We start from the raw sequence: 21098 nt of genomic DNA, 5'->3' as shown, positions 1-21098 counted from the left end.
TTACCAAATCTCTGCAATTATATGGTAGGATGTTTTTAGGATTAGTTAATTAGTGAAGAAACAGTAGAATAGGATGTAAATCCTGAATCTACTGTTTCTTTTTTTAGGGTTATGCTCTAAGTTTACTTTTCAGGGAAGATGATGCGGTAGTTTCCACTCAGGTGCATAAAAGCGAAGAGGCGGAGCAGCCCGTCATAGTAAGCATCGAAGTATCCGTCTTCATACGGCTCGTGTTTTGCGTTCCACAACTTGTCTACGAACTCACGGCTTTTCTCGTGAGTGCACATCAGTGAGGCGACGGCAGAAGTGGCTACTAAGCCTAAAGAGTGTCTTAACGCCTTGTGTTCTCCGGCTCGGAGGGTATCTTTTACCTGTGTACCGTCTATGTTGTACTGGTCTACGAAAGTATCAATACCCTGGCTGTAGAGAAAGTTCTGGATTTTGTTGCCGTATTCCTGTTGCCACTCTTTGTCGGCACATGCCCAGGAGTAATCTAAAGCAATATTCATCGGTACACGCCAAGAATCGAAGCGGAAAGCATCACCAATAATGCGGTTATTGCCCAGCAGGCTGCCGTCATAGTTGTTGTAATCGGGGTTCAGACCGGTTACGGGGTGGATGCTTTTATGCAGGTATTCACGACTGCATTCGGCACATTCACGCCAGAAGTCGGCTCTGCCATCATCGGCCCAGCGTGCCCATACTTCATAGAAAGCGGGTACGTGGTAAGATGGATCGGTGAAAAGGCCGCCCCGTATGTCGGGGACGAAGGTGATGAGCTTATGCTCTACATTGATAAAAGGCATTACTCGGTCTGTACCATCTTTCTCCATGGAACAGTTCAGGATATTCCGAGCTTCGGCAAGGTAGTTGATGCCGGTGTCGTTTCCCCAACGGTTGGAGGCGAAGATGAGGGCGGTTACATAGTAAAGTTCTCCGTCGGAGGCGGGGCCTTGGGAGTTACGGGTACCGTCTGTCTCGCAGCTCCAGGCGAAGTATCCTTTCAACGGACCGTCTTGATGCTGCATGTACTTTGTGCCCCATCGCCAAAGGCGGTCGAAGATATCTTTACGGTCGAACTGGACTGCAATCATTAATCCGTAAGACATACCTTCGGTGCGGACATCATGGTTTTTGATGTCACTGATGTAAGCCATAGAGTCGCCTACTTCAAAATATACTTTGTCGGGACCGTAGAATACACCGTCAAAGACGGATTTGAGCTTGGCATCAATATCTGCCTGTTTGTAGCCCATCTCGGCGAGGAGATTCCGGTATTTCTGTGTTTCAAAGGCACCTTTATCCCAGGGCTTTGTCGGGTCTGCCTGGCTGCACGATGTCCCGGCGATGAGGCAAAGGAGGAGGTAAAATAAGTTCTTCATAAAGGAACGTTTTATATTATATGATTTTCAAGATTACGCAGTTAAATTATCATTTAACAATGACTGGTATCGCCTTCAACTGTTTCAGCTCCGACGTACCACCATAAAGTATTTCATAATCACCTTCTATCGGGCGCATTGTATTGGTTTCCGTATCAAACCATTCGAAATCTTCTTTGCTTAATGATACGGTCACATTGCTGGTTGCCCCTTTGGCGATGTTCGCACGCTTAAAGGCACGGAGTGCGTGCGACGGACCTTCTTTGTCGCCCGGACGACGCAGATACACCTGTACCACTTCTTCCCCGTCGTATTCACCTACATTGCTCACGGGGATGGTCAGGATGGTTTGTTCTCCATCTTTTACTTCCTGTGTATTCAATGAAGCGTCTCCGTAACGGAATGTGGTATAACTCAAACCATGCCCGAAGGGGAAGAGCGGAGCTTCTGTCATGTACCGGTACGTGCGTTCCTTCATGGAATAATCTTCAAAGCCGGGCAGTTGGCTCGTACTCTTATAGAAAGTGACTGGAAGACGTCCTGCCGGGTTATAATCTCCGAAGAGGACATTGGCGATAGCCGTACCACCGGCTTGACCGGGATACCATGCTTGCAGGATAGCATCGCATGTTTTCGATTCGGGAGTCAGAGCGATAGCGGAACCGGAGAAGTTGACGAATACGATCTTCTTTCCTGCTTTCTTCAATTCGGCAAGCAAACGGCTTTGGATAGATGGAAGTTCGATGGTTTCGCGGTCACCTCCCTTGAAGCCGGGAATGTTGACATGCATTTCCTCACCTTCCACTGCCGGGGATATACCTCCGGCAAAGATGATGACATCCGCCTCTTTTACCTTGTTTACTGTTTGCTTCAGATCAACGGGGACTTCACGCCCCATGTCAAAATCGAGTGCGGCATCACGGTTGCGGAAAGTAAAATCAATCTTGATATGATATTCCTTTCCAGCTTCTGCCTGGAGGGTGTAGACTTTTGCATTGTTCTTGAAGTTCATGCCTGCAGCCACTTCCTTACCGTTAATGGAGAGTTTCGTTATCCCTTGAGTCTGGAAGCGGAAGGCGATGTCTTCACTCTTGACGGGGCGGAATACGGATTCGTAGCTGGCAGAGAAATCTTGCAGGTTGATGCCGGCTGCAAAGGTCGTGGCATCGGTGGTGATGAAGTGGAAGGGGGTGCTGATGTGATTGGTTGCATCCGGTGTTCCTTCCTGTTTCGTATTATTCCAGTATTTGGCACTGAAACCTTGTTTGCCATCCATGCTACATTGCTGGAATACGCTTTGCAAAGTAACATCGGAGGTCAGGTCGCATCCGGGTTCATAGATGATCTGTGATTCGGGCAGATATTCGCGGATACCCTCCAATAGAGTGATGGTATGTGAGGGGAAACCATTGTAGTTGCCCCATTGCATTACGGAGTCATTGGCATTAGGTCCTACCACGGCCACTTTCAGGTTTTTATTTAAAGGCAGTAAACTCTGATTGTTTTGCAACAATACAAGGCTCTCGCGTGCCATGCGGAGTGCCAGTTCACGATGTTCTTTACTATCTACCACGCTGTAAGGAATCTGTGCCCAGGACACTTGCGAAGGTTCGTCCATCTCGCCCAACTCAAAGCGGGCTTTCATCAGGCGCTTCAGAGAGATGTCTATCTGTTTCTCGTCAATCAACCCTTCCTTCACAGCTTCGGGCAGTGATCCGTAGCTATCTCCGCATTCTATATCTGTTCCGGAGAGTACGGCCTTGGCGGAAGCGTGTTGTTTGTCGGGATCGGTTTCATGGGCACCTTTGTTGTAGAAGTCGCTGATTGCCCAGCAATCCGATACTACGATTTCTTTATATCCCCATTCGTCACGCAGAATGTGCATTAGTAGGCGGTTGCTTCCGCAACAGGGTTCACCTTCAAAACGGTTGTAGGCACACATCACTTCTTTCACATGCGCTTTTTGAACCAGGTCTTTAAAAGCAGGCAGATAGGTTTCCCAAAGATCACGCGGGTCGATGTTTTCGGCATTGAAACTATGGCGGTTCCATTCCGGACCGGAATGTACGGCATAGTGCTTGGCGCAGGCATGCAACTTGTCATATTTTTCCCCCTCAGGACCTTGCAGACCGCGTACCACTGCCATACCCATCTGGCTGGTGAGGTAAGGGTCTTCTCCGTAAGTTTCTTGCCCCCGTCCCCAACGCGGATCACGGAAGATGTTGATGTTAGGTGTCCACATGGTGAGCCCTTGATAACGCTTCAATCCGCCTTCTTTGCTGAATTCGGTATTCTTGGCGCGTGCTTCATCCGAAATTGCGGTGAATACATCGTAAAGCAGTTCATTGTTGAAAGAAGCTCCCATACCGATGGCTTGCGGGAATACGGTTGCCAGTCCGGCGCGTCCTACGCCGTGCAGCGCTTCGTTCCACCAGTCATAGGCTTTTATGCCCAGTCGGGGAATGGCGGGAGATGTGTTTTGCATCAGGGCGGCTTTCTCTTCCAGTGTGAGTCGGCCTACCAGATCATTGGCACGCTCTTCCGGGCTTAGTGCCGGGTTTTTGTAGGGAGGTTGTGAACAGGAAAGGAAGCACAGACACAGGCATCCGATTCCGGTGAGCAACTGAAGTTTTCTTTTCATGGTATTAGTGCGCTTTTTATTGTTATTAATAGACTTCTGTTTTGTCATTGTGGATGACGATTACAAAAATAGGCAGAAAAGAGGATTTGGAAGAAGAATCGTATTTCAGATAGTTAAGCCTATGTTACAGATTTCTTCCGGATGTTACATCTTGTTTTGCTGAGGTTACATTAAAAAGGAAAATACCTGTTACAAGGCATTTATATTTTCTCGCAACGGATCAGAACTTTCTGTTCATTGATCAAGGTCGTAGCGAACAGATAAACTTCTCCGCCTTCGCTCAATTTGATACGTTTACGGAGTTCCGCTACTGAACTTGGAAAGTTACGAACCGTGATATTGGCTTTCTTCAGATCTCCTAATACGCTTTTTAGTTCTTTCTTATTCAATGTACATATACCCGTTATCCGGAAGCTTCTTCCGGGGAAGTTCTTTATCGGTTCACCGGAAGTATAGAGGTGACTGTTGGGATGCAGTTTCTTCACCTTATATATACAGGCTACATTGCGGAAAGCCCCTGCTTTGAGGATGGACGCATTGGGCTCATATAGATATTTATCTAAAGTATCGGTATATTCATTGGAGCTTGATTGTTCCTGTTCGCGGGTGAAAGTGAAGAACTGTCCGGTTGGCTCTGTATTTCTCCCATCCTTCATTTGCAGATTGATGCAATGGATGGGAATATTCTCTGCGGCAACAGTATTGTGTCCTAAGATGAGTAAGAGTTCTTTGCATTCATTGTTTACAGAAACAATATGTGCTTCCTGTACGTACTTTAAATCCTGAATAGCCAAAGACAAGTCGAGCATGGGGGAGAGTTTCACCATTACGTGCTGCGCCTTTTCGAGCAGCAGGGATTCCAGTTCGGCTACATTCGGTTCACAGTCGGCAATGGCGACGGTCTTACCGCCATGTCCGTCTCGACGGGCGGGGTCAATGAATATCCAGTCGGCGGAAGACATTTCTTGCAGATGCCGGATGGCGTCTTTGTTTTCTATCCGGATATGCTTCAGAGCCAGTAGCGGAAAGTTATGCGAAGCAATTTCGCAAAGAACCTCCTGCCGTTCCACATAGGTGACATGATGGAATTTCGGAGAAAGAAAAGCACAGTCTATGCCGAACCCTCCGGTTAAGTCGGCCAGTGTGCCGGAGGAAAACTCCGGAATGATAGATGCTTTGTATCGTGCCGTAGCTTCCGAGGAACATTGCTCTAAGGACAAGTGGCGGGGATATAGAATGCCTTCTTCTGCATACCAGGATGGTATTTTCTCTGCCGCCGCCTGTCTGCCTGCTATCTGTGTCAGTGCGACAGGCATATCCACACCGGGATATTTCGGCGCTTGCAGAGCCAGGTTGCGTACATCATCCTTGCAGTGTTCGTGTATAAAACGAAGGGTTTCGTCATTCAGTTTCATAAACCTTATCGTTTAGTAGTTTCTTTGAAGCCATAATCCGAAGAAACGGTCGTAAATCTGATAAGCTCCCGCCTCTTGTGTGACAAAATCCTTTTCCAACAGTCCTTTTAATGCCGATTGTACAGAGCTGGAAGATGGCAATCTATATTTCTTGATGAATGCACCGGAGGTAATGGCACTTGCTTTCCCTTCTTTGGTAATAGCAATGAGCAGTTCTTTTTGTTTCTCGGGCATCCGGAAAAGGGTCTCGGAGTAGGTATATTGAAACGAGCCTATGATTTGACAGATGGCTTCCTCTACCATCGAAATATCGGCAACCTGATTGACAGGTGTCATGTCATACAGGGTATGCAGTACTTTCTGCATGTACCAGGTTATACCATCGAAATATTTGTATATGTGTTCGATGGCTTCTTTGGATATAGTCTTATTTGCTTCTTTGAAATGTTTCTGAGCAAATTTGATGTATTCTTCTAAAGGGATGCTTTCCAGATGCATCATCGATACGCTCTGATAAAAGGGACGTGATGCTGTCAGGAATATATTACCCATAATGTGCCTCTGGCTTCCGGCAAAGATGAAATGGGCATTGTTGCAATGTTGCACATAAGTACGCAGGATAGCTTCTACATTGTCTTCTGCATAATTGGTAATTTGCTGGAATTCGTCAATGGCTACGATACAGGGCTTGTTGGCCTGTTCCAGATAATGAAATATTTCATCCAATGTAGCATCCGGAGACTGGATGTCTCCCAAGCCTAAATTGAATGAAGGGTTACCATTAAAGTCGAATGTCAGACTGGCTTGCAGCGACTTCATCGTTTCCCAGAAAGTCTGTATCGCTTTCTTGCCCGAGGATTTTAATGACTCAATAATTTCTTTACTAAGGGCAAACACAAACTCACGCAGAGATTTAGTTGCATATATGTCAATAAAGAATGTGTAATATGCCTTTTGAATTTCTTTACTCTGGAAGCAATGACGTATCAATCCTGTCTTACCCATTCTTCGCGTTGAGATTAACGCGATATTATTACCATTGGTCATTTGGCGGATAAGTATCTCGCTCTCCGCTTTCCTGTCACAGAAATAGGCGGGGGATATGTATCCGTTTATAATGAAAGGGTTTCGGATGATTGGCATGGCTTCTTTACTTTATGATGATTATGCAAAGATAATTATTATAAAGTAATAATGCAAAGAAAATAATAATGGCTTCACTTAAACCTGTATTTGTGCTTCCCGAAGTATCGTCTCCATGATATCCAAATCAGAGTTGACTTCACCTTGCAGCAGATACTTGTCCCGCTTACGGACTACCTTCTCATAAATCTCCTTCGCACGCTCCGGCCGGTTCTCCCAATACAAGGCAAGTGCACACAGCAGGCGTTGTTTGGAGGACATCATGGTCTTGTATCGCTGGATGTATCTCTTTGTCCTGTCTGTATAAAGTCGCTCCACTTCTTCTTGTCTTCGTTCGCCTATCAGTTCGAGGAACAAGAGTTCGCATTCGATTTCTTTTACGTATAATCCTACAATTTCTTCTTTGTGTTGTTCTATCTCGCTGAAAAGGACCTGCGCTGTCTTGAACTCTTTCCGGTCGACATAGCGCGAGATATAGAGTAATTTTACGGCAACTTGCATGATATTCTTATAGTCTGTCACTTCATCGTTCGGGAACCATTCGTCCGGCATATCTTTCAGTCTCATGCCTTTCTGAACTTCAGCGTTGACGGCTAATTGAAGGGCCAGGTACTTCCGGGTATTCAGGTCGCGGTGCATCAATATCAGGTTGTAGGCATCATTCGTGATGCCCGACATTTTCAATGGGATGCCGTTCATCAGCGCCAGGAAGAAACCGCAGATAAAGGAGAATAGGAGGAATAGATGCAGGGGTAACGGCAATTCAGGGTACGAAATCCAAAGAATAAGTGCGATGATTCCCGTCAACAGATTCATCAGTACCCCGCCTGCATTGTACCAGAAGTAAGGCATTTGTTCGTAAGGCTTATCCGGTGGGGAAAGCAGGCATTGGCCGCCTGTGCCGGAGATGGAGAAGCGTTTGAAGCGGAACTTTCCACCTTCTTTTATCAGGGTAAGGCTGCCCACACGGAAAGAGACGAACCGGTAGCCGGTAGCAAGCCCGAAAATCAGATGTCCGCCTTCGTGCAGGATGATTTGTACGAAGACAGCAAGTATGAGGCATACCAACGACAGGATACAGGAGAGCAATAATCTGCTTAGCTGTACATTCCCCATGTTGCCGAAGAATTCACTGAGTGTGGTTTCCGTAAAGAATGTAATGCAAAGCATCACTGCCCCGAAACCGATGCATGCACCGAACAGGGTGGAGAGTATAAGTTTGAGAGCTTGTTTCATAGTTGTTCCGGTATGAGTTTTTACCTGGTTTCTCTGCACAAATATAAGGAATATAGGGGATTTTACGGTATAACCCTGTATTTTTGTTTGGCTTCCTGGCGGCTGCACCAGTTGAAGTGCCACCATTCACTGGGCAGAGTGCGGAAACCTGCGGCACGCATAATGGTGCGCAACAGTTGGCGGTTCTCTTGTTCCTGTTTCGTCATTTTTCCGCTTTGCACCAGGGCGGCTTCGTTCGTGATATGGGCTTCGGGACCCAGATGGTCTACTTTCGTGCCCATCGGCAGAGGGACTCCCGCTTCATCCAGTATGCTGATGTCTACTGCCAGACCGTAGTTATGCAGTCCGCCGCCACGTGCCGGGTTGGAGACGTAGATATATTTGGAAGTGCCTTTCACCACGTTCCACATCTTTTGCTGTACGCTCATGGGGCGGGCGGCGTCGTAAACAATCAGGCGGTAGCGGGGATGCCGCTTCTTTAATTCCTGCTGTGCCCGTAGCAGTCCTTTCAGGGCGTCGGGGTGCAGATAGGCCTCGTGCAAATCTTCGTATAACACCCGTCCGGTGAAGTTATCGGCACGTGTATACATCAGGTCGATGGCAATGGTGCTGTCCGCTTCGGCAATGTTTACGAAACCGAGATTTTCCATGTGGCGGGCAGTCTGGCTTTGTTGTGCTGCGAGGGGGATGAACCAGAAGGTTATTAAAAGATAAAATAGATGTTTCATACCATTCTTTTAGGGATTGCAAAGGTACGAATTCCCAAGGAATTACCTATATTTGTGAGATACATAGATTTTGTCTATCAGTGTATAGATTTTGTCGGTTGGAGGTAAACCTAAGAAGAACTACTTTTGTTACATAATAATTCATTCATTAAACAAAATCCCATGGAAGAGAAAAAACTAACCGCTGCTAATGGTCGACCAATCGCCGACAATCAGAACACCCAGACAGCCGGACAACGTGGTCCGGTCATGATGCAAGACCCCTGGTTTCTTGAGAAACTCGCCCACTTTGACCGTGAAGTGATTCCCGAAAGACGTATGCATGCCAAAGGCTCCGGTGCATACGGCACGTTTACCGTGACACATGACATTACGAAGTACACCCGTGCCGCCATCTTCAGCGAAGTAGGCAAGCAGACGGAGTGCTTTGTCCGTTTCTCTACCGTGGCCGGTGAGCGCGGGGCTGCCGATGCCGAGCGTGACATCCGTGGTTTTGCAATGAAGTTCTATACCGAAGAAGGCAACTGGGACCTGGTAGGAAATAATACCCCCGTATTCTTCCTGCGTGACCCGTTGAAATTTCCCGACTTGAACCACGCCGTCAAGCGCGACCCGCGCACCAATATGCGCAGTCCGAACAATAACTGGGACTTCTGGACCCTTCTGCCCGAATCTCTCCATCAAGTGACCATCACCATGAGCCCCCGTGGCATTCCTTATTCCTATCGCCACATGCACGGTTTCGGTAGTCATACCTATAGCTTCATCAATGCCGATAACAAACGCATCTGGGTGAAGTTCCACCTGCGCACCCTGCAAGGCATTAAAAACCTGACCGACCAGGAAGCCGAAGCCATCATTGCCAAAGACCGCGAATCACATCAGCGGGATTTGTACGAGAGCATTGAGAAAGGCGATTTCCCGAAGTGGAAGTTCCAGATTCAATTAATGACCGAGGAAGAAGCGGATCATTACCGCATCAATCCATTCGACCTGACGAAGGTTTGGCCGCATAAAGATTTTCCATTGCAGGATGTAGGTATCCTGGAACTGAACCGTAATCCCGAAAACTACTTCGCTGAAGTGGAACAAGCTGCCTTCAACCCCCAGAATATTGTAGAAGGTATCGGCTTCTCTCCCGACAAGATGCTGCAAGGCCGCCTCTTCTCTTATGGCGATGCCCAACGTTATCGCTTGGGTGTAAACTCAGAACAAATTCCGGTGAACAAGCCCCGTTGTCCGTTCCATGCCTACCATCGCGACGGTGCCATGCGCGTAGATGGTAACTATGGTTCAGCCAAAAGTTATGAACCGAACAGTTATGGCGAATGGCAGGATTCTCCCGAGAAGAAAGAACCGCCTTTGAAGGTTCATGGCGACGTCTATAACTACAACGAGCGTGAATATGATGATGATTACTACAGCCAGCCGGGCGATTTGTTCCGACTGATGCCTGCGGACGAGCAACAACTGTTGTTTGAAAACACTGCCCGCGCCATGGGTGATGCCGAACTCTTCATCAAACAACGCCATGTGCGCAATTGCTATAAAGCAGATCCGGCTTATGGCGCAGGTGTGGCCAAAGCTTTGGGGATTGACTTGGAAGAGGCTTTGAAGGCTACCCGATAGTTATTGCCTTGAGTAATATGCAGACCTTATCATATAGAAAGGAGGTCTGTCAGAAATAAGTTTGTGTGTATGTGGGCGAGTAATCATTTGCCCACATACACACAAACTTATTTTTGATACTACTAATATTCATCACTCAGAGAAACCACTTTCAGCTGTTTTTCAAACCTGTCCTGCGGCAAGTCCGTATAGACTTCTACCTTGACGGAACCGCCGGGAAGAATATCAAAATAATTGTCGCTGAACGAACTGTCCACGTCTCCGGTGGCGATGAAGACCGCACGGGCGAAGTTGTCGCTGCCACCGTCAAATCGGGCGAAGGGGGACGAAGGCCAGTAGAAACTTTCGGGTGCATACTCTGCCACTACCTGGGGGGTGACGTTGTACTGGTCGTTGAACTGTTTCCGATGATTTTGTTGTTCAGCAAGTCGGTGTGTACTACTCCGGGCACGGTGGCGGGATACCAGTTGCTGAGGCGTGCCTGCTTGAATTGCCATCCTTCGTTCAGTTCTTTCCGAAGCGGGGCGGCTATTAATAAGGCACTGCATAGGAGCGATGAGGTTAATAATGACGCTCGCTTTAGGTTCAAATCGGGCTTTTTCATGGTAATTAGTTATTGAGTTATGTTGAATGTCGTTTTCAATCCTTTCCGGCTGTTTCCGGTCTGCTTGTATATGTAAAGTCAAAGGTAAGGATAATTGTCTCATCTTGGTATATCGGGGGGCAGATAATTGCAGGTTGGCATGAGGAGGCAGTGTAGGATAGACCGTATCTGTATTGATTCATTTCCGCTACAGATATGGAATAATCGTAATGTAAATACCCGTAATGATAGCCGACGTAATCACTCCCGAAATATTAGCCCCCAGAGCATCCCCCAGGATGAACGAATCCGGATTATCTTTACTTACCAGCTTCTGTGCCACCTTTGCCGTAGTGGGTACGCAACTGACAGCCGCAATCCCTATCACCGGATTATAATTCCCTTTCTTGATGAAGTACATGATATATCCGCCCATAATGCCTCCTATACCGGAGAACAACAGTGCTATGACACCCAATACCAACAGTTTCAGTATCTTCGGGTCGAGCAACAAATGCGCATCGCAAAGTACGCCCAGCAGCAAACCGAGCATGAACGTAGACCCATACAGCAGAGGCCCGCTAACAAAATCATAGATATGCTTCATTCCCGACTCACGAACCGCTACCCCCAGGAACAGGGAGAAGAACAACGGCGAAGCCACCGGAAACAGGAAGCACAGCACCGCGCAAAGCACAGCCGAGAACGCCAGTTTCACTTTGGCATCATAATTCTTCGGAGCTTTCTTCGACGTCATCTTGATGGCACGCAGGCGTTTCGGCACTAGCAATTTCACCAGATACGGGTAGCCGCCATACGTCAATCCCAGATACAAATAAGCTACCACCGTGATAGGCACAAACAGGTGCTTGGCAAGCGCCAGCGACGTAAACAGAACCATAGGTCCGTCCGCACCTCCCACCATTGCCACGGAAGCACTCTCTTTCAGTGTCAGTCCCAGAGCCGAAGCAATGGGCACTGTCAGGAAAGTGCCCAACTCTGCGCACAGCGCCAGAAACAGGCTGACGAAAGGTTTCTGCAACAAGAATCCTACGTCCAGCAGCGTACCTATACCCATAAACACAAAACACGCTATCAACCCGTTGCTGAACGTCAGCGTATAGACGGGTTGCAGAAAGTCTATCTGCATGGTGTTCATCAGGTCGTCCGTGTCCGAGAGCATCGGGTCGAGGAAGAGGTTGCCCAGCGTGCCGTCCGGCATCAGCAGCGTTCCGCAGTTGATGGCAACCATGCCCAGCCCCATCGGTATCATTACCATCGGTTCGAGTATGCCTTTCCATCCCAGGTATATAAGCAGAAGTCCCAAAGCCACTAAAAACATACGGGTTGACGCAAGCAGCCAACCACTTTCCATCATCGTTCCAAATCCCTGGAACAGGGTTGCGAAATCTATATTTTCCATAATATCCTTATTTTGACTTACCGGTAGATTTATTAGACTGTTTCTTATTCTTGTTTTGATAGATGATTTCTTCCTGTTCGCGCAGATACATCATGTGTGTGTCTTCGGGATAATAATAATCCATCAGGTTGCCTTGGGACACTCCGGTGCTCACACCGTGATAGTATCCGCGATAGTCGGTGAGTTCCCGGTTGATGCCCCGGCTGAACTCTTCGCGCTTATCGCTGTATAGACTGTTTTCTTCCAGGGGGATGTCCCGTATCATGAGTTCCACTTTCTGACGTAGTTTGCGCAAGCGGCGCAGGCGGTCCAGTTCTTTCTGGTGCGAACTGTAAAAGTCGAATGTATCGGCAGCAACGGCAATCATCTTGATGACGAACGCTACAAAGAAGCCGATTACGAAGGTGAGCCCCATCATTTCGAGGGTGGCTACTAATAAATCGAGCATAATTATTACATTAAGTTTAGAAGTGAATAAACAATGGACTGGCCTGAGACGTGCAACGGCACATCTCCGGTGAAAAGATTGATAGTACGTGGTGTGGCGGCGTTAAATCAATATACGCTCCAACGCATAGACGTAGTACCCGTAATGATAGCGGATGGCGCTGGGAGTGAAAAACAGGTTGGGACTCCGTTCCTCCGTCAGGTGTACGGGGAACAAATGCTGTGTCTGCCCGGTTGGCGGATAGACTTTAAGTTTCAATAGCTTTGAAGGAGCATTGGCCTGATTGTACGGGCTTTCCGTGAAAAGGATACCGCTGATTTTACGTTCATTGCTTTCGTCGCTGAGAAGCGGACGGTGGGCAATGGATGAAAGGCTGTTGGGCGAAGCGGAAAAGGAACATTCTGCCTTTGCGGGCTCGATAGAAACCTTTGCAGACTTGACGGAAACCTCTGCCGGGCTTCCGGTGGTTATCCGAAAATCCGTTTGTTCCTCATGCAGGATTGCCAGCAATCCTAAGAAAAGGCACACGAACAGGAGTGTATAGTGCAGATGTTTCATCATAGCGGCTGTAAACGTAACAAATAATCGGACGCAATGTTGCATTCCCTTCAAGAAAATTTTGTTAAATAAGAAACTGTTTCTTTGTGCATGTCCTGCAAATGTGTATATTTGGAATAATATATCTAAATATATCGTAAGGCACAGTAATCCAAATTCCTATGAGTACTAATATATTCCTGATTATCGCCCTTGTCACAACTGGTATTTTTGTGATACAGTTTATCCTCTCTATCTTCTTCGGAGACCTTGATGCGGATGTGGATGTAGATACCGACATCAGCAGTGTGGTATCTTTCAAAGGACTTACGCATTTCGGCATCGGCTTCGGCTGGTACATGTATCTGATTGGAAATACTGACATTCAGAGTTATAGCATCGCTATCCTGATTGGTCTGTTTTTCGTATTTGCGGTGTGGTTTCTCTATAAGAAAGCCTATCAGTTGCAGCAGGTCAACAAGACGGAAAAGACGGAACAGCTTGTGGGACGTGAATGCACCATCTACTTCAAGCAGGGAGACGGCAAGTATATCGTACAGGTAAGCCGCGACGGTGCCATGCGCGAGGTAGACGTGGTGTCTGAAGCCGGCAAGACTTATCAGACAGGTGACAAAACTATTATCTCCATCTATAAGGATGGAACATTGTATATCCAATAAACAAAACTCAAAAACATAGATTTATGACACAAGAAATGATGATTATGGCTGCCATACTCGTGGCGGTTATTTTGCTTACCTTTGTTGGTATCCTCTCCCGCTATCGTAAGTGTAAGAGTGACGAAGTATTGGTAGTGTATGGTAAGACGGGAGGCGAGAAGAAGTCTGCCAAGTTGTATCATGGTGGTGCTGCCTTCGTGTGGCCCATCATCCAGGGATATGAATTCCTGTCGATGAAACCCATGCAGATAGACTGTAAGTTGACCGGTGCCCTGTCTGCACAAAACATCCGTGTGGATGTGCCGACCACTATCACGGTTGCCATCAGCACCGATGCCGACGTGATGCAGAACGCTGCCGAACGTATGCTGGGGCTGACGATAGACGACAAACAGAACCTGATTACGGATGTTGTGTATGGTCAGATGCGTCTGGTTATTGCCGACATGACGATTGAAGAACTGAACTCCGACCGCGATAAATTCCTTTCCAAAGTAAAGGATAACATCGATACTGAACTCCGCAAATTCGGTTTGTATCTGATGAATATCAATATCAGTGATATTCGTGATGCTGCCAACTATATCGTCAATCTGGGTAAAGAAGCCGAAAGCAAGGCGCTGAACGAGGCTCAGGCAAACATCGAAGAACAGGAAAAGCTGGGTGCCATCAAGATTGCCACTCAGATTAAGGAACGTGAAACAAAAGTTGCCGAAACGCGCAAAGACCAGGATATAGCCATTGCCGAAACAAAGAAGTTGCAGGAGATTTCGGTGGCTAATGCCGATAAGGATAGAATTTCGCAGGTGGCTGTGGCTAATGCGGAGAAAGAGTCGCAAGTGGCAAAAGCTGAGGCTGAGAAGAATATCAGAATCGAGCAAGCCAACACGGAGAAGGAGAGCCGCATCGCCGAATTGAACTCTGACATGGAAATCAAGCAGGCAGAAGCCGGAAAGAAAGCTGCCATCGGACGAAACGAGGCGCAGAAAGCGGTTGCGCAGTCTGATGCCGAACTGGCCGTGACACGTGCCGATGCCGATAAACAGTCCGGTGAAGCCAAAGCACGTTCGGAGGCTGCCGTACAGACAGCACGGGAGGTTGCACAAAAGGAAGTGGAAGAGGCTAAAGCCCGCAAGGTGGAGTCTTCTTTGAAAGCGGAAAAGATTGTGCCTGCCGAAGTGGCCAAACAGGAAGCGATTCTTCAGGCGGATGCTGTTGCCGAAAAGGTGATTCGTGAAGCCGAAGCACGCGCAAAGGCAACTCTGGCACAGGCCGAAGCTGAAGCACGGGCCATTCAGATGAAACTGGAAGCTGAGGCGGAAGGTAAGAAGAAATCGTTGCTTGCAGAGGCGGAAGGTTTCGAGGCAATGGTGCGTGCGGCAGAGTCTAACCCGGCTATTGCCATCCAGTATAAGATGGTAGACCAGTGGAAGGAAATTGCCGGCGAGCAGGTGAAGGCTTTCGAACATATGAATTTAGGAAACATCACAGTCTTCGACGGTGGAAACGGAAGCACAAGCAACTTTCTGAGTTCATTGGTGAAGACGGTAGCTCCGAGCCTTGGCGTATTGGATAAACTGCCTATCGGTGAGACGGTGAAGGGAATTATCCATCCGGAAGGGAAGGAAGACAAACCGGAAGCTAAGAAGGAAGAGCCTAAGAAGGACGAAAAGAAGAAATAATTCCTTCTATTAACTGAATGTATCTGTCATTCTGAGCGCAGTCGAAGAATCTCTTCTCCTGATAGCATAGCGCAGCTTTATAAAGGAGAGTAGATTCTTCGACTGCGCTCAGAATGACGGATACATTTGTATATAGAGAGTATCTCCCCGGAGGAGGCGAATGGAGATACTTTTATATCCCCAATCTTTCTTTCAGCAATCTGTACCCCGTCAGACTTACCCGCAATTTCACTCCATTCTTCAATGATACCTGGTACGTTTCTTTGCCGAACAACTCAACCCGTGATATCTGTGTTACGTTCACAATCGTAGAACGATGAATGCGTACAAAATTATCAGCAGGCAGATGGGCCTCAAGATATTTCATGGTTTGCTCTTTGATGTACTCTCCGGACGGGGTGACCAAAGTGGTATAATCTCCGCAAGCCTGAATGTATAACAATTCATCTACTTTGATGATGTTTATCCGTGAGCCGTCTTTTATCGTGATGCGGTCAATTATTTCTTCTTGCTGTTCCGGTTCTGCCACTACCTCCTGTGGTGGTGCAATGAATTCCTCTTCCTGTGTCATCGAGTCCTTCACTACCAGCAGGTGATACCACAGTATGACAGCTATCCATGCCGGTATGCCAAACAGAAGCCGGAAAGGCAGTGTAGAAGCGAAAGATATATAAGGTATTCCCACTATCTTTGCCATGATGTCGCAAACCATGAAACTTCCTGCAATCCATAGCAATACTCCTATCACAATCGTGATGAAATTTGTTTGATACATGGATACATAACCTACCACAAACCATGCCAGGTATGTCAAAGCTGCCAACCATCCGATAGTCGTGACTCCGTCTACCAGTGCCGGAAGCCAGTCCGCCCCGGCATACCACCACGACAGAGCCGCCTGGATAATTGCCAGAACCAATACCAGCACAAGCACCGGAAGCCAACGGTAAGGATAATCTATTATTGGATGTGCTCTCATATTGTTAGTCTTTTATCTCTAAACCGCCAAAAGATATTTTTCCACGGATTACTAATATACACTCTTGATTAATGTTTGCGCTTTGCCAGCGTTTGTCCTCACAGCCTCCGAAGAATGCGTTGCATTTGGTTATAACTTTCCAATCCGAAGGGATATACAGTTCTATGCCACCCAAATTACATTCAATGTCAATATAGGTTTCTCCGGGAGCGATGTGCGTGTGGCGCAAGTCGATGGTCGTTCCTCCGCATGAAGTTCGGATGCTGGCTCCCTTGAACAATTCGTCTAACACAACGTGGCGTACACCTCCGAAACTATTGTCTGAGCGCAGATAACCGTCATCGGACTCGCATTGTTGTTCTTGGTTGTTCATGCCCATATTCATGTGCATGTGTCTTCCTCTTCCCTTTGCCCAGTCATGATAATCTCCGTGCATGTGGTCTTTCATCCAACGCTCCCGGTGGCGTGCCTTTACAAAGAACAATATACCTGCCACTATCAGTGCGACAGGCCAGACGAAAGCCTGCGAGTTCTCCGGCAACCATGATAATCCTCCAATCAGGAAGTAGGCTCCTACCAGTGTAAGGATAAGTCCGCTTATATAATGGCGGTGCGTCATTGTATAAATACCTAATATAATAAGGAGAGTGTGCCAGGACACCACAATGTCGAATATCTCGTAACTCATCCACCCCACATTGCGGGCGAACAGCAATATTCCGGAGATGATGAAGAGAGAAGCAACCAGTACTTTGCCTGATAACCCTGCATGAGACAGGAAATTTTGTTTCTTTTCCATTGTTTTTATCGTTATTGATTAATATTCCGTTATTATGGATTGATGGCTCAAAGGTAAGTGAATTATCCGTCCCTGAATAGCCCTTGCGGGTGATTTACGGTAGAAAAGCCGATGAGTTCCGGGTATGAATCGGTGAATCCGGAGATAAAAATAAGGCTATTTGCTGAAAAAAATGCAATTTACTGCAACCAAAGTTCATCCTTTTGCGTCTAATAAGAAAAAAAGAAGAGCTATGAAACTGAATTTTTCAATGGATGAAATCCGTATTAAAGTAGAAGAGTATATAAAGAAAGGTGGCCGTGCCGCCGGTCGTCCCGTACTGACAGCCTATTATGTGATGACTGCCGATACGACTCCCGAGAGTGAGCGAACCAATATCATGATTGCTCTGGTAGCGATTGTATTCCCTACCAGCATAGAAGATGTTTTGGGACAAATTTTTATGGTAGGAAAGGGCTTTGCTGCCGTTTATGCTTATAAGAAGGTGAAGAAGTATATCACACCTCAGATAAAAGATAAAGTGGAAGCTAAGCTGGACGAGTGGTTCCATGATAATGTGACGGAGGTGGAGGTGCTATATCTGGAGTCGAAATAAGGGGGTAGATTTATAATCTGGAAATTCCAGGTTTGGGACTATAATATAAGGTTGTAACTAGATAAAAGTTACAACCTTATTTTCATAAATGAGAGCCCTACAATCAGAGAGGTCTTAAGGTATATGTATAGTGGTATACTTTATTCTTTAACAAGAACTCTTTATGGACTCTGGGCGACCAACTGTCGTCTCCTCCAAGCCCCATCTGCTTATAATCAATATGCAACCAGTTCTTTTCACCACGAATTAATGTATGTTCTATCTTACTACGCTCCAAATCTTTATCGGAGTAATTCTGAATATTAAAATTAAAGAGTGGCTTTCCGGTTATGCGTATTCCGCTTCCGGAATCATCGTATATTTCTAGCCAGCGGTTATCTGTTTTGTTTCCATTCTCTTGGGGCATGATATGTGAAAAGAACTGTTCGCCGACCGTCCCCTTGTAGATACCGACGTAAGCAGATTCTTTTCTGTCATCATAGCTTTCATGAGGCCCTTTTCCAAACCAGGTAAGATTTTGCCATTCAACGGGTAAAGCACACTCCATCCCGACTCTTGCCAATGACAGGACATCTACATTTACATGGAAGACCACATCAATGATAACTTCACCTTCGGGAGAAACCGTATAATTTGCCTTTTGCAGGATATTGCCTTCTTTGCAGTCCAATAGATTATTGGTATAGACTTGTACATATCCGGTAGGCAGAACCACGAAATCCAGTTGCTTCGGTTTTATCTTATAATCATCTAGTCCTGCTTTGCGCCACGAACTTGCATAAGAGTTGTTACGTCCTTCGTCGTTGTCGGTCGGAACCCGCCAGAAGCATGGTAGTAGGGGAGATTTAAGCAAACCACTTCCTCTGTAAACGAACTGTGACATTGCTCCTGTGAGTTTATCAAAATGTATATGAAAATCTTTTCCTGTAACTGTGAGCCCATTTTCCCTTTCCACCCGAAGGGGGGAAACGGTGCTGATCCCTTTCTCTACGAATGGTTCGGGAAACAAGTCTAAAGCTAATTGTTCTGAAGCTATCTCTACACTACCATCAGAGTAGTTCCGTTTTTTCGTATCATAAAAACTAAAGTTTACATGATATTCATTTCCCGCTTTCAAATTTTTCCTGGAGAAATTCAATTCTATCAATTGCTTGCTTTGGGGTGCTATATTCAAAGTAGTAATGGTATCACGCTCTATAGGGACTCCATTTTCTAATAATGTCCAACACAAAGTAATCCCCTTTGTATCTATAAAGTAGTTTGTGTTTGATATTGAAACAAGGCCTTCGTTTATATCTATATTCTCTACGTTGAAATTTTGATAGACCTTTTTCAACTCATATATCTCCGGTTGGACTTCCCGGTCAGGGTTCACCAAACCGTCATTTGAATTAGCCCCGTCGCTATAATTCATTACTTCCCAATATTCCTTTCCATCTTTGTCTTTCAGGCGTAATCCCTGGTCTACCCAATCCCAGGTAAATCCTCCGTGCATACGTGGATATTTATAAAATAAATTCCAGAACTTTCTGAAATTGCCTAAACCGTTTCCCATAGAGTGGGCATATTCACATATCAACATAGGACGTGACTGATCCTCATTATACTGCCTGATAATCTCATTAAGCGGATTGTACATATTGGAAATGAAGTCATACCTTGAAAGTACTTTAGTATAAGCAGGATTCTTTGCCTCATAATGAACCGGACGTTTTTCTGGATCACACCTTTTTATCTCTTCATAGGCCTTGTCAAAGTTCTTCCCCCAACCGGATTCATTTCCCATAGACCAGAAGATGACAGAAGGGTGATTCTTATCCCTTTCCACCATATTCACATTCCTTTCGATAATGGCACTTTTCCACTCATCCCTTTCTCCGACATGGAATCCTTTTGCCCACAGGCCATGACTCTCTACATTGGCTTCATTCATTACATACAGCCCATATTCGTCACACAAGTCATACCAATCTGGATGATTGGGATAATGAGATGTTCTCACTGCATTTATATTAAATAATTTCATCAGTTTTATATCACGCTCCATCATCTCGCGTGTAATGTATCGTCCGGTGTAGGGATCGAACTCATGCCTGTTGACTCCTTTTATTTTTATAGGTTGTCCGTTCAACAGCAACAGTCCATTTTTAATTTCTACTTTTCTGAATCCTATCTTCTGGCTAATAACCTGTTGAACGGTTCCATACTTTCTTGATAGTTCTATGTCCAAGCGATATAAATCAGGTGTTTCTGCCGTCCACTTTAAAGGAGAAGATACTTTCTCTGAGAATGAGATTTCTTGTTCTTCCCCCGAGGCTACACTGAACGAAAACTGTCTTGTCCATATCAATTTGCCGGATGTTTCTTTTAAAGAAACACGCAAACAACCATCTCTGACGAGTTCTCTTGTCTCATTCTTTATGGAAACGACTGCATTCAATTCTGCATCCTTATACTCCATATCCAGGTTGGGGGAAATAGAGAAATCCCTGATGTGGACTTTAGGAAGTGCAAACAAAAAGACATCACGATAGATGCCGCTTAATCTCCAATAATCCAAGTCTTCTAAGTAACTGCCGTCAGACCAATTTAGAACCTGGACAGTCAACTGATTTTCACCCTTCTGCAAATATTTGCTGATGTTAAACTCTGCCGGCAACATTCCGTCTTCATGATATCCCACTTTTTCCCCGTTCACCCAGACATACATGGCAGATTGTACTCCGGCAAAGTGCAGAAAGATTTCTTCATCTTTCCAATCAGCCGGAACAACAAAGTTCCGACGGTACAGGCCTATCGGATTGGATTCTCGGGGAATATAGGGTGGATTAGGTTCAAAAGGGTATTTCACATTCGTAAAAACAGGCGGATCATATTCTCCTTGTAGCTGCCAGTTGCCAGGGACTTGAATATAATCCCATGAACCATCATTATAGTTCGTACTATAAAAAGCGGCTGGTAAGGCATATATTCCGGAGATATATTTAAATTTCCACTCTCCGTTCAGAGAGTGTACCATAGAAGATACTCTTCGTTCTGCCTCTGCTACAGATCGATAAGGTATATAAGAGGCATGAGCCGGTTCCGTATTTATACTGTTTACTTCAGGATTTTCCCATTCGGACAATACTTCCTGAGAATGGGCAAGTGTTACAGCCCAACATATAATAGCTAGGACCAATATTCTTTTCAGCATAT

At 46.2% G+C, this 21098-nt stretch carries 17 protein-coding genes and 1 pseudogene; 4 read left to right on the top strand and 14 right to left on the bottom strand.

Features of this window, described 5'->3' with window-relative positions; translation table 11 throughout:
• Positions 1–122 precede the first annotated feature (122 nt).
• From BUC01_RS00740 to BUC01_RS00715, 6 genes are all read right to left on the bottom strand, one after another.
• Positions 123–1382 (bottom strand): family 8 glycosyl hydrolase, encoded by a 1260-nt coding sequence (locus BUC01_RS00740; protein ID WP_007660840.1) that lies wholly within the window; start codon positions 1380–1382, stop codon positions 123–125.
• A gap of 49 nt (positions 1383–1431) precedes the next feature.
• Positions 1432–4023, bottom strand: a complete 2592-nt coding sequence (gene xyl3A / locus BUC01_RS00735; RefSeq protein WP_073312427.1) for a xylan 1,4-beta-xylosidase — start codon at positions 4021–4023, stop codon at positions 1432–1434.
• Between the two features lie 200 nt (positions 4024–4223).
• Positions 4224–5438 carry a THUMP-like domain-containing protein gene (locus BUC01_RS00730; RefSeq protein ID WP_025830532.1) on the bottom strand — a complete coding sequence of 405 codons (1215 nt, stop codon included), beginning with the start codon at positions 5436–5438 and terminating at the stop codon, positions 4224–4226.
• Between the two features lie 12 nt (positions 5439–5450).
• The gene (locus tag BUC01_RS00725) at positions 5451–6581 is read right to left on the bottom strand and encodes an AAA family ATPase (RefSeq protein WP_007660834.1); all 1131 of its coding nucleotides are present in this window, start codon (positions 6579–6581) and stop codon (positions 5451–5453) included.
• 78 nt (positions 6582–6659) lie between these two features.
• Positions 6660–7817: a zinc metalloprotease gene (locus BUC01_RS00720; protein ID WP_021967504.1), complete on the bottom strand. Its 1158-nt coding sequence runs from the start codon at positions 7815–7817 to the stop codon at positions 6660–6662.
• A gap of 62 nt (positions 7818–7879) precedes the next feature.
• A complete protein-coding gene (locus BUC01_RS00715) occupies positions 7880–8545 on the bottom strand; it encodes a M15 family metallopeptidase (RefSeq protein WP_025830533.1) in 666 nt (221 codons plus the stop codon).
• A gap of 162 nt (positions 8546–8707) precedes the next feature.
• On the opposite strand from BUC01_RS00715, the gene BUC01_RS00710 reads away from it, so the two are divergent.
• Positions 8708–10174, top strand: a complete 1467-nt coding sequence (locus tag BUC01_RS00710) for a catalase (protein ID WP_025830534.1) — start codon at positions 8708–8710, stop codon at positions 10172–10174.
• A gap of 122 nt (positions 10175–10296) precedes the next feature.
• Here the strand turns inward: BUC01_RS00710 and BUC01_RS25660 are convergent, their stop codons facing one another.
• The 5 genes and pseudogenes from BUC01_RS25660 to BUC01_RS00685 form a co-directional block, all read right to left on the bottom strand.
• Positions 10297–10671, bottom strand: a complete 375-nt coding sequence (locus BUC01_RS25660; protein WP_025830535.1) for a glycoside hydrolase family 2 protein — start codon at positions 10669–10671, stop codon at positions 10297–10299.
• A pseudogene (locus BUC01_RS26145) lies at positions 10581–10778 on the bottom strand (glycosyl hydrolase 2 galactose-binding domain-containing protein); the annotation flags it as partial. The gene BUC01_RS25660 and the pseudogene BUC01_RS26145, both read right to left, overlap by 91 nt.
• A gap of 187 nt (positions 10779–10965) precedes the next feature.
• Positions 10966–12180, bottom strand: coding sequence for a sodium ion-translocating decarboxylase subunit beta (locus BUC01_RS00695; RefSeq protein ID WP_025830536.1), 1215 nt, complete (start codon positions 12178–12180; stop codon positions 10966–10968).
• Between the two features lie 7 nt (positions 12181–12187).
• A complete protein-coding gene (locus tag BUC01_RS00690; protein ID WP_025830537.1) occupies positions 12188–12628 on the bottom strand; it encodes a hypothetical protein in 441 nt (146 codons plus the stop codon).
• 102 nt (positions 12629–12730) lie between these two features.
• On the bottom strand, positions 12731–13189 hold the full coding sequence (locus tag BUC01_RS00685; protein ID WP_025830538.1) for a hypothetical protein: 459 nt from the start codon (positions 13187–13189) through the stop codon (positions 12731–12733).
• Between the two features lie 158 nt (positions 13190–13347).
• Here BUC01_RS00685 and BUC01_RS00680 point away from each other — a divergent pair, with 158 nt between their 5' ends.
• Positions 13348–13845, top strand: a complete 498-nt coding sequence (locus BUC01_RS00680; protein ID WP_025830539.1) for a hypothetical protein — start codon at positions 13348–13350, stop codon at positions 13843–13845.
• A 23-nt stretch (positions 13846–13868) separates the two neighbouring features.
• The gene (locus tag BUC01_RS00675) at positions 13869–15527 is read left to right on the top strand and encodes a flotillin family protein (RefSeq protein ID WP_025830540.1); all 1659 of its coding nucleotides are present in this window, start codon (positions 13869–13871) and stop codon (positions 15525–15527) included.
• Between the two features lie 172 nt (positions 15528–15699).
• Here BUC01_RS00675 and BUC01_RS00670 read toward each other — a convergent pair whose 3' ends face one another.
• Together BUC01_RS00670 and BUC01_RS00665 are read right to left on the bottom strand one after the other, a co-directional pair.
• Positions 15700–16506 (bottom strand): LytTR family DNA-binding domain-containing protein, encoded by an 807-nt coding sequence (locus BUC01_RS00670; RefSeq protein WP_025830541.1) that lies wholly within the window; start codon positions 16504–16506, stop codon positions 15700–15702.
• A 4-nt stretch (positions 16507–16510) separates the two neighbouring features.
• Complete coding sequence (locus BUC01_RS00665; protein WP_025830542.1) at positions 16511–17305, bottom strand: LiaF transmembrane domain-containing protein; 795 nt, start codon at positions 17303–17305, stop codon at positions 16511–16513.
• A gap of 232 nt (positions 17306–17537) precedes the next feature.
• On the opposite strand from BUC01_RS00665, the gene BUC01_RS00660 reads away from it, so the two are divergent.
• Entirely contained in the window at positions 17538–17900 is a 363-nt protein-coding gene (locus BUC01_RS00660; protein ID WP_025830543.1) for a hypothetical protein, read from the top strand.
• A gap of 103 nt (positions 17901–18003) precedes the next feature.
• Here the strand turns inward: BUC01_RS00660 and lacZ are convergent, their stop codons facing one another.
• Entirely contained in the window at positions 18004–21096 is a 3093-nt protein-coding gene (lacZ, locus tag BUC01_RS00655) for a beta-galactosidase, LacZ type (protein WP_073312421.1), read from the bottom strand.
• Positions 21097–21098 lie beyond the last annotated feature (2 nt).

This window comes from Bacteroides stercorirosoris (assembly GCF_900142015.1).
Classification (GTDB): domain Bacteria; phylum Bacteroidota; class Bacteroidia; order Bacteroidales; family Bacteroidaceae; genus Bacteroides; species Bacteroides stercorirosoris.
The sequence above is the reverse complement of the archived record's forward strand: the minus strand, read 5'-3'. Positions and strand labels throughout refer to the sequence as shown.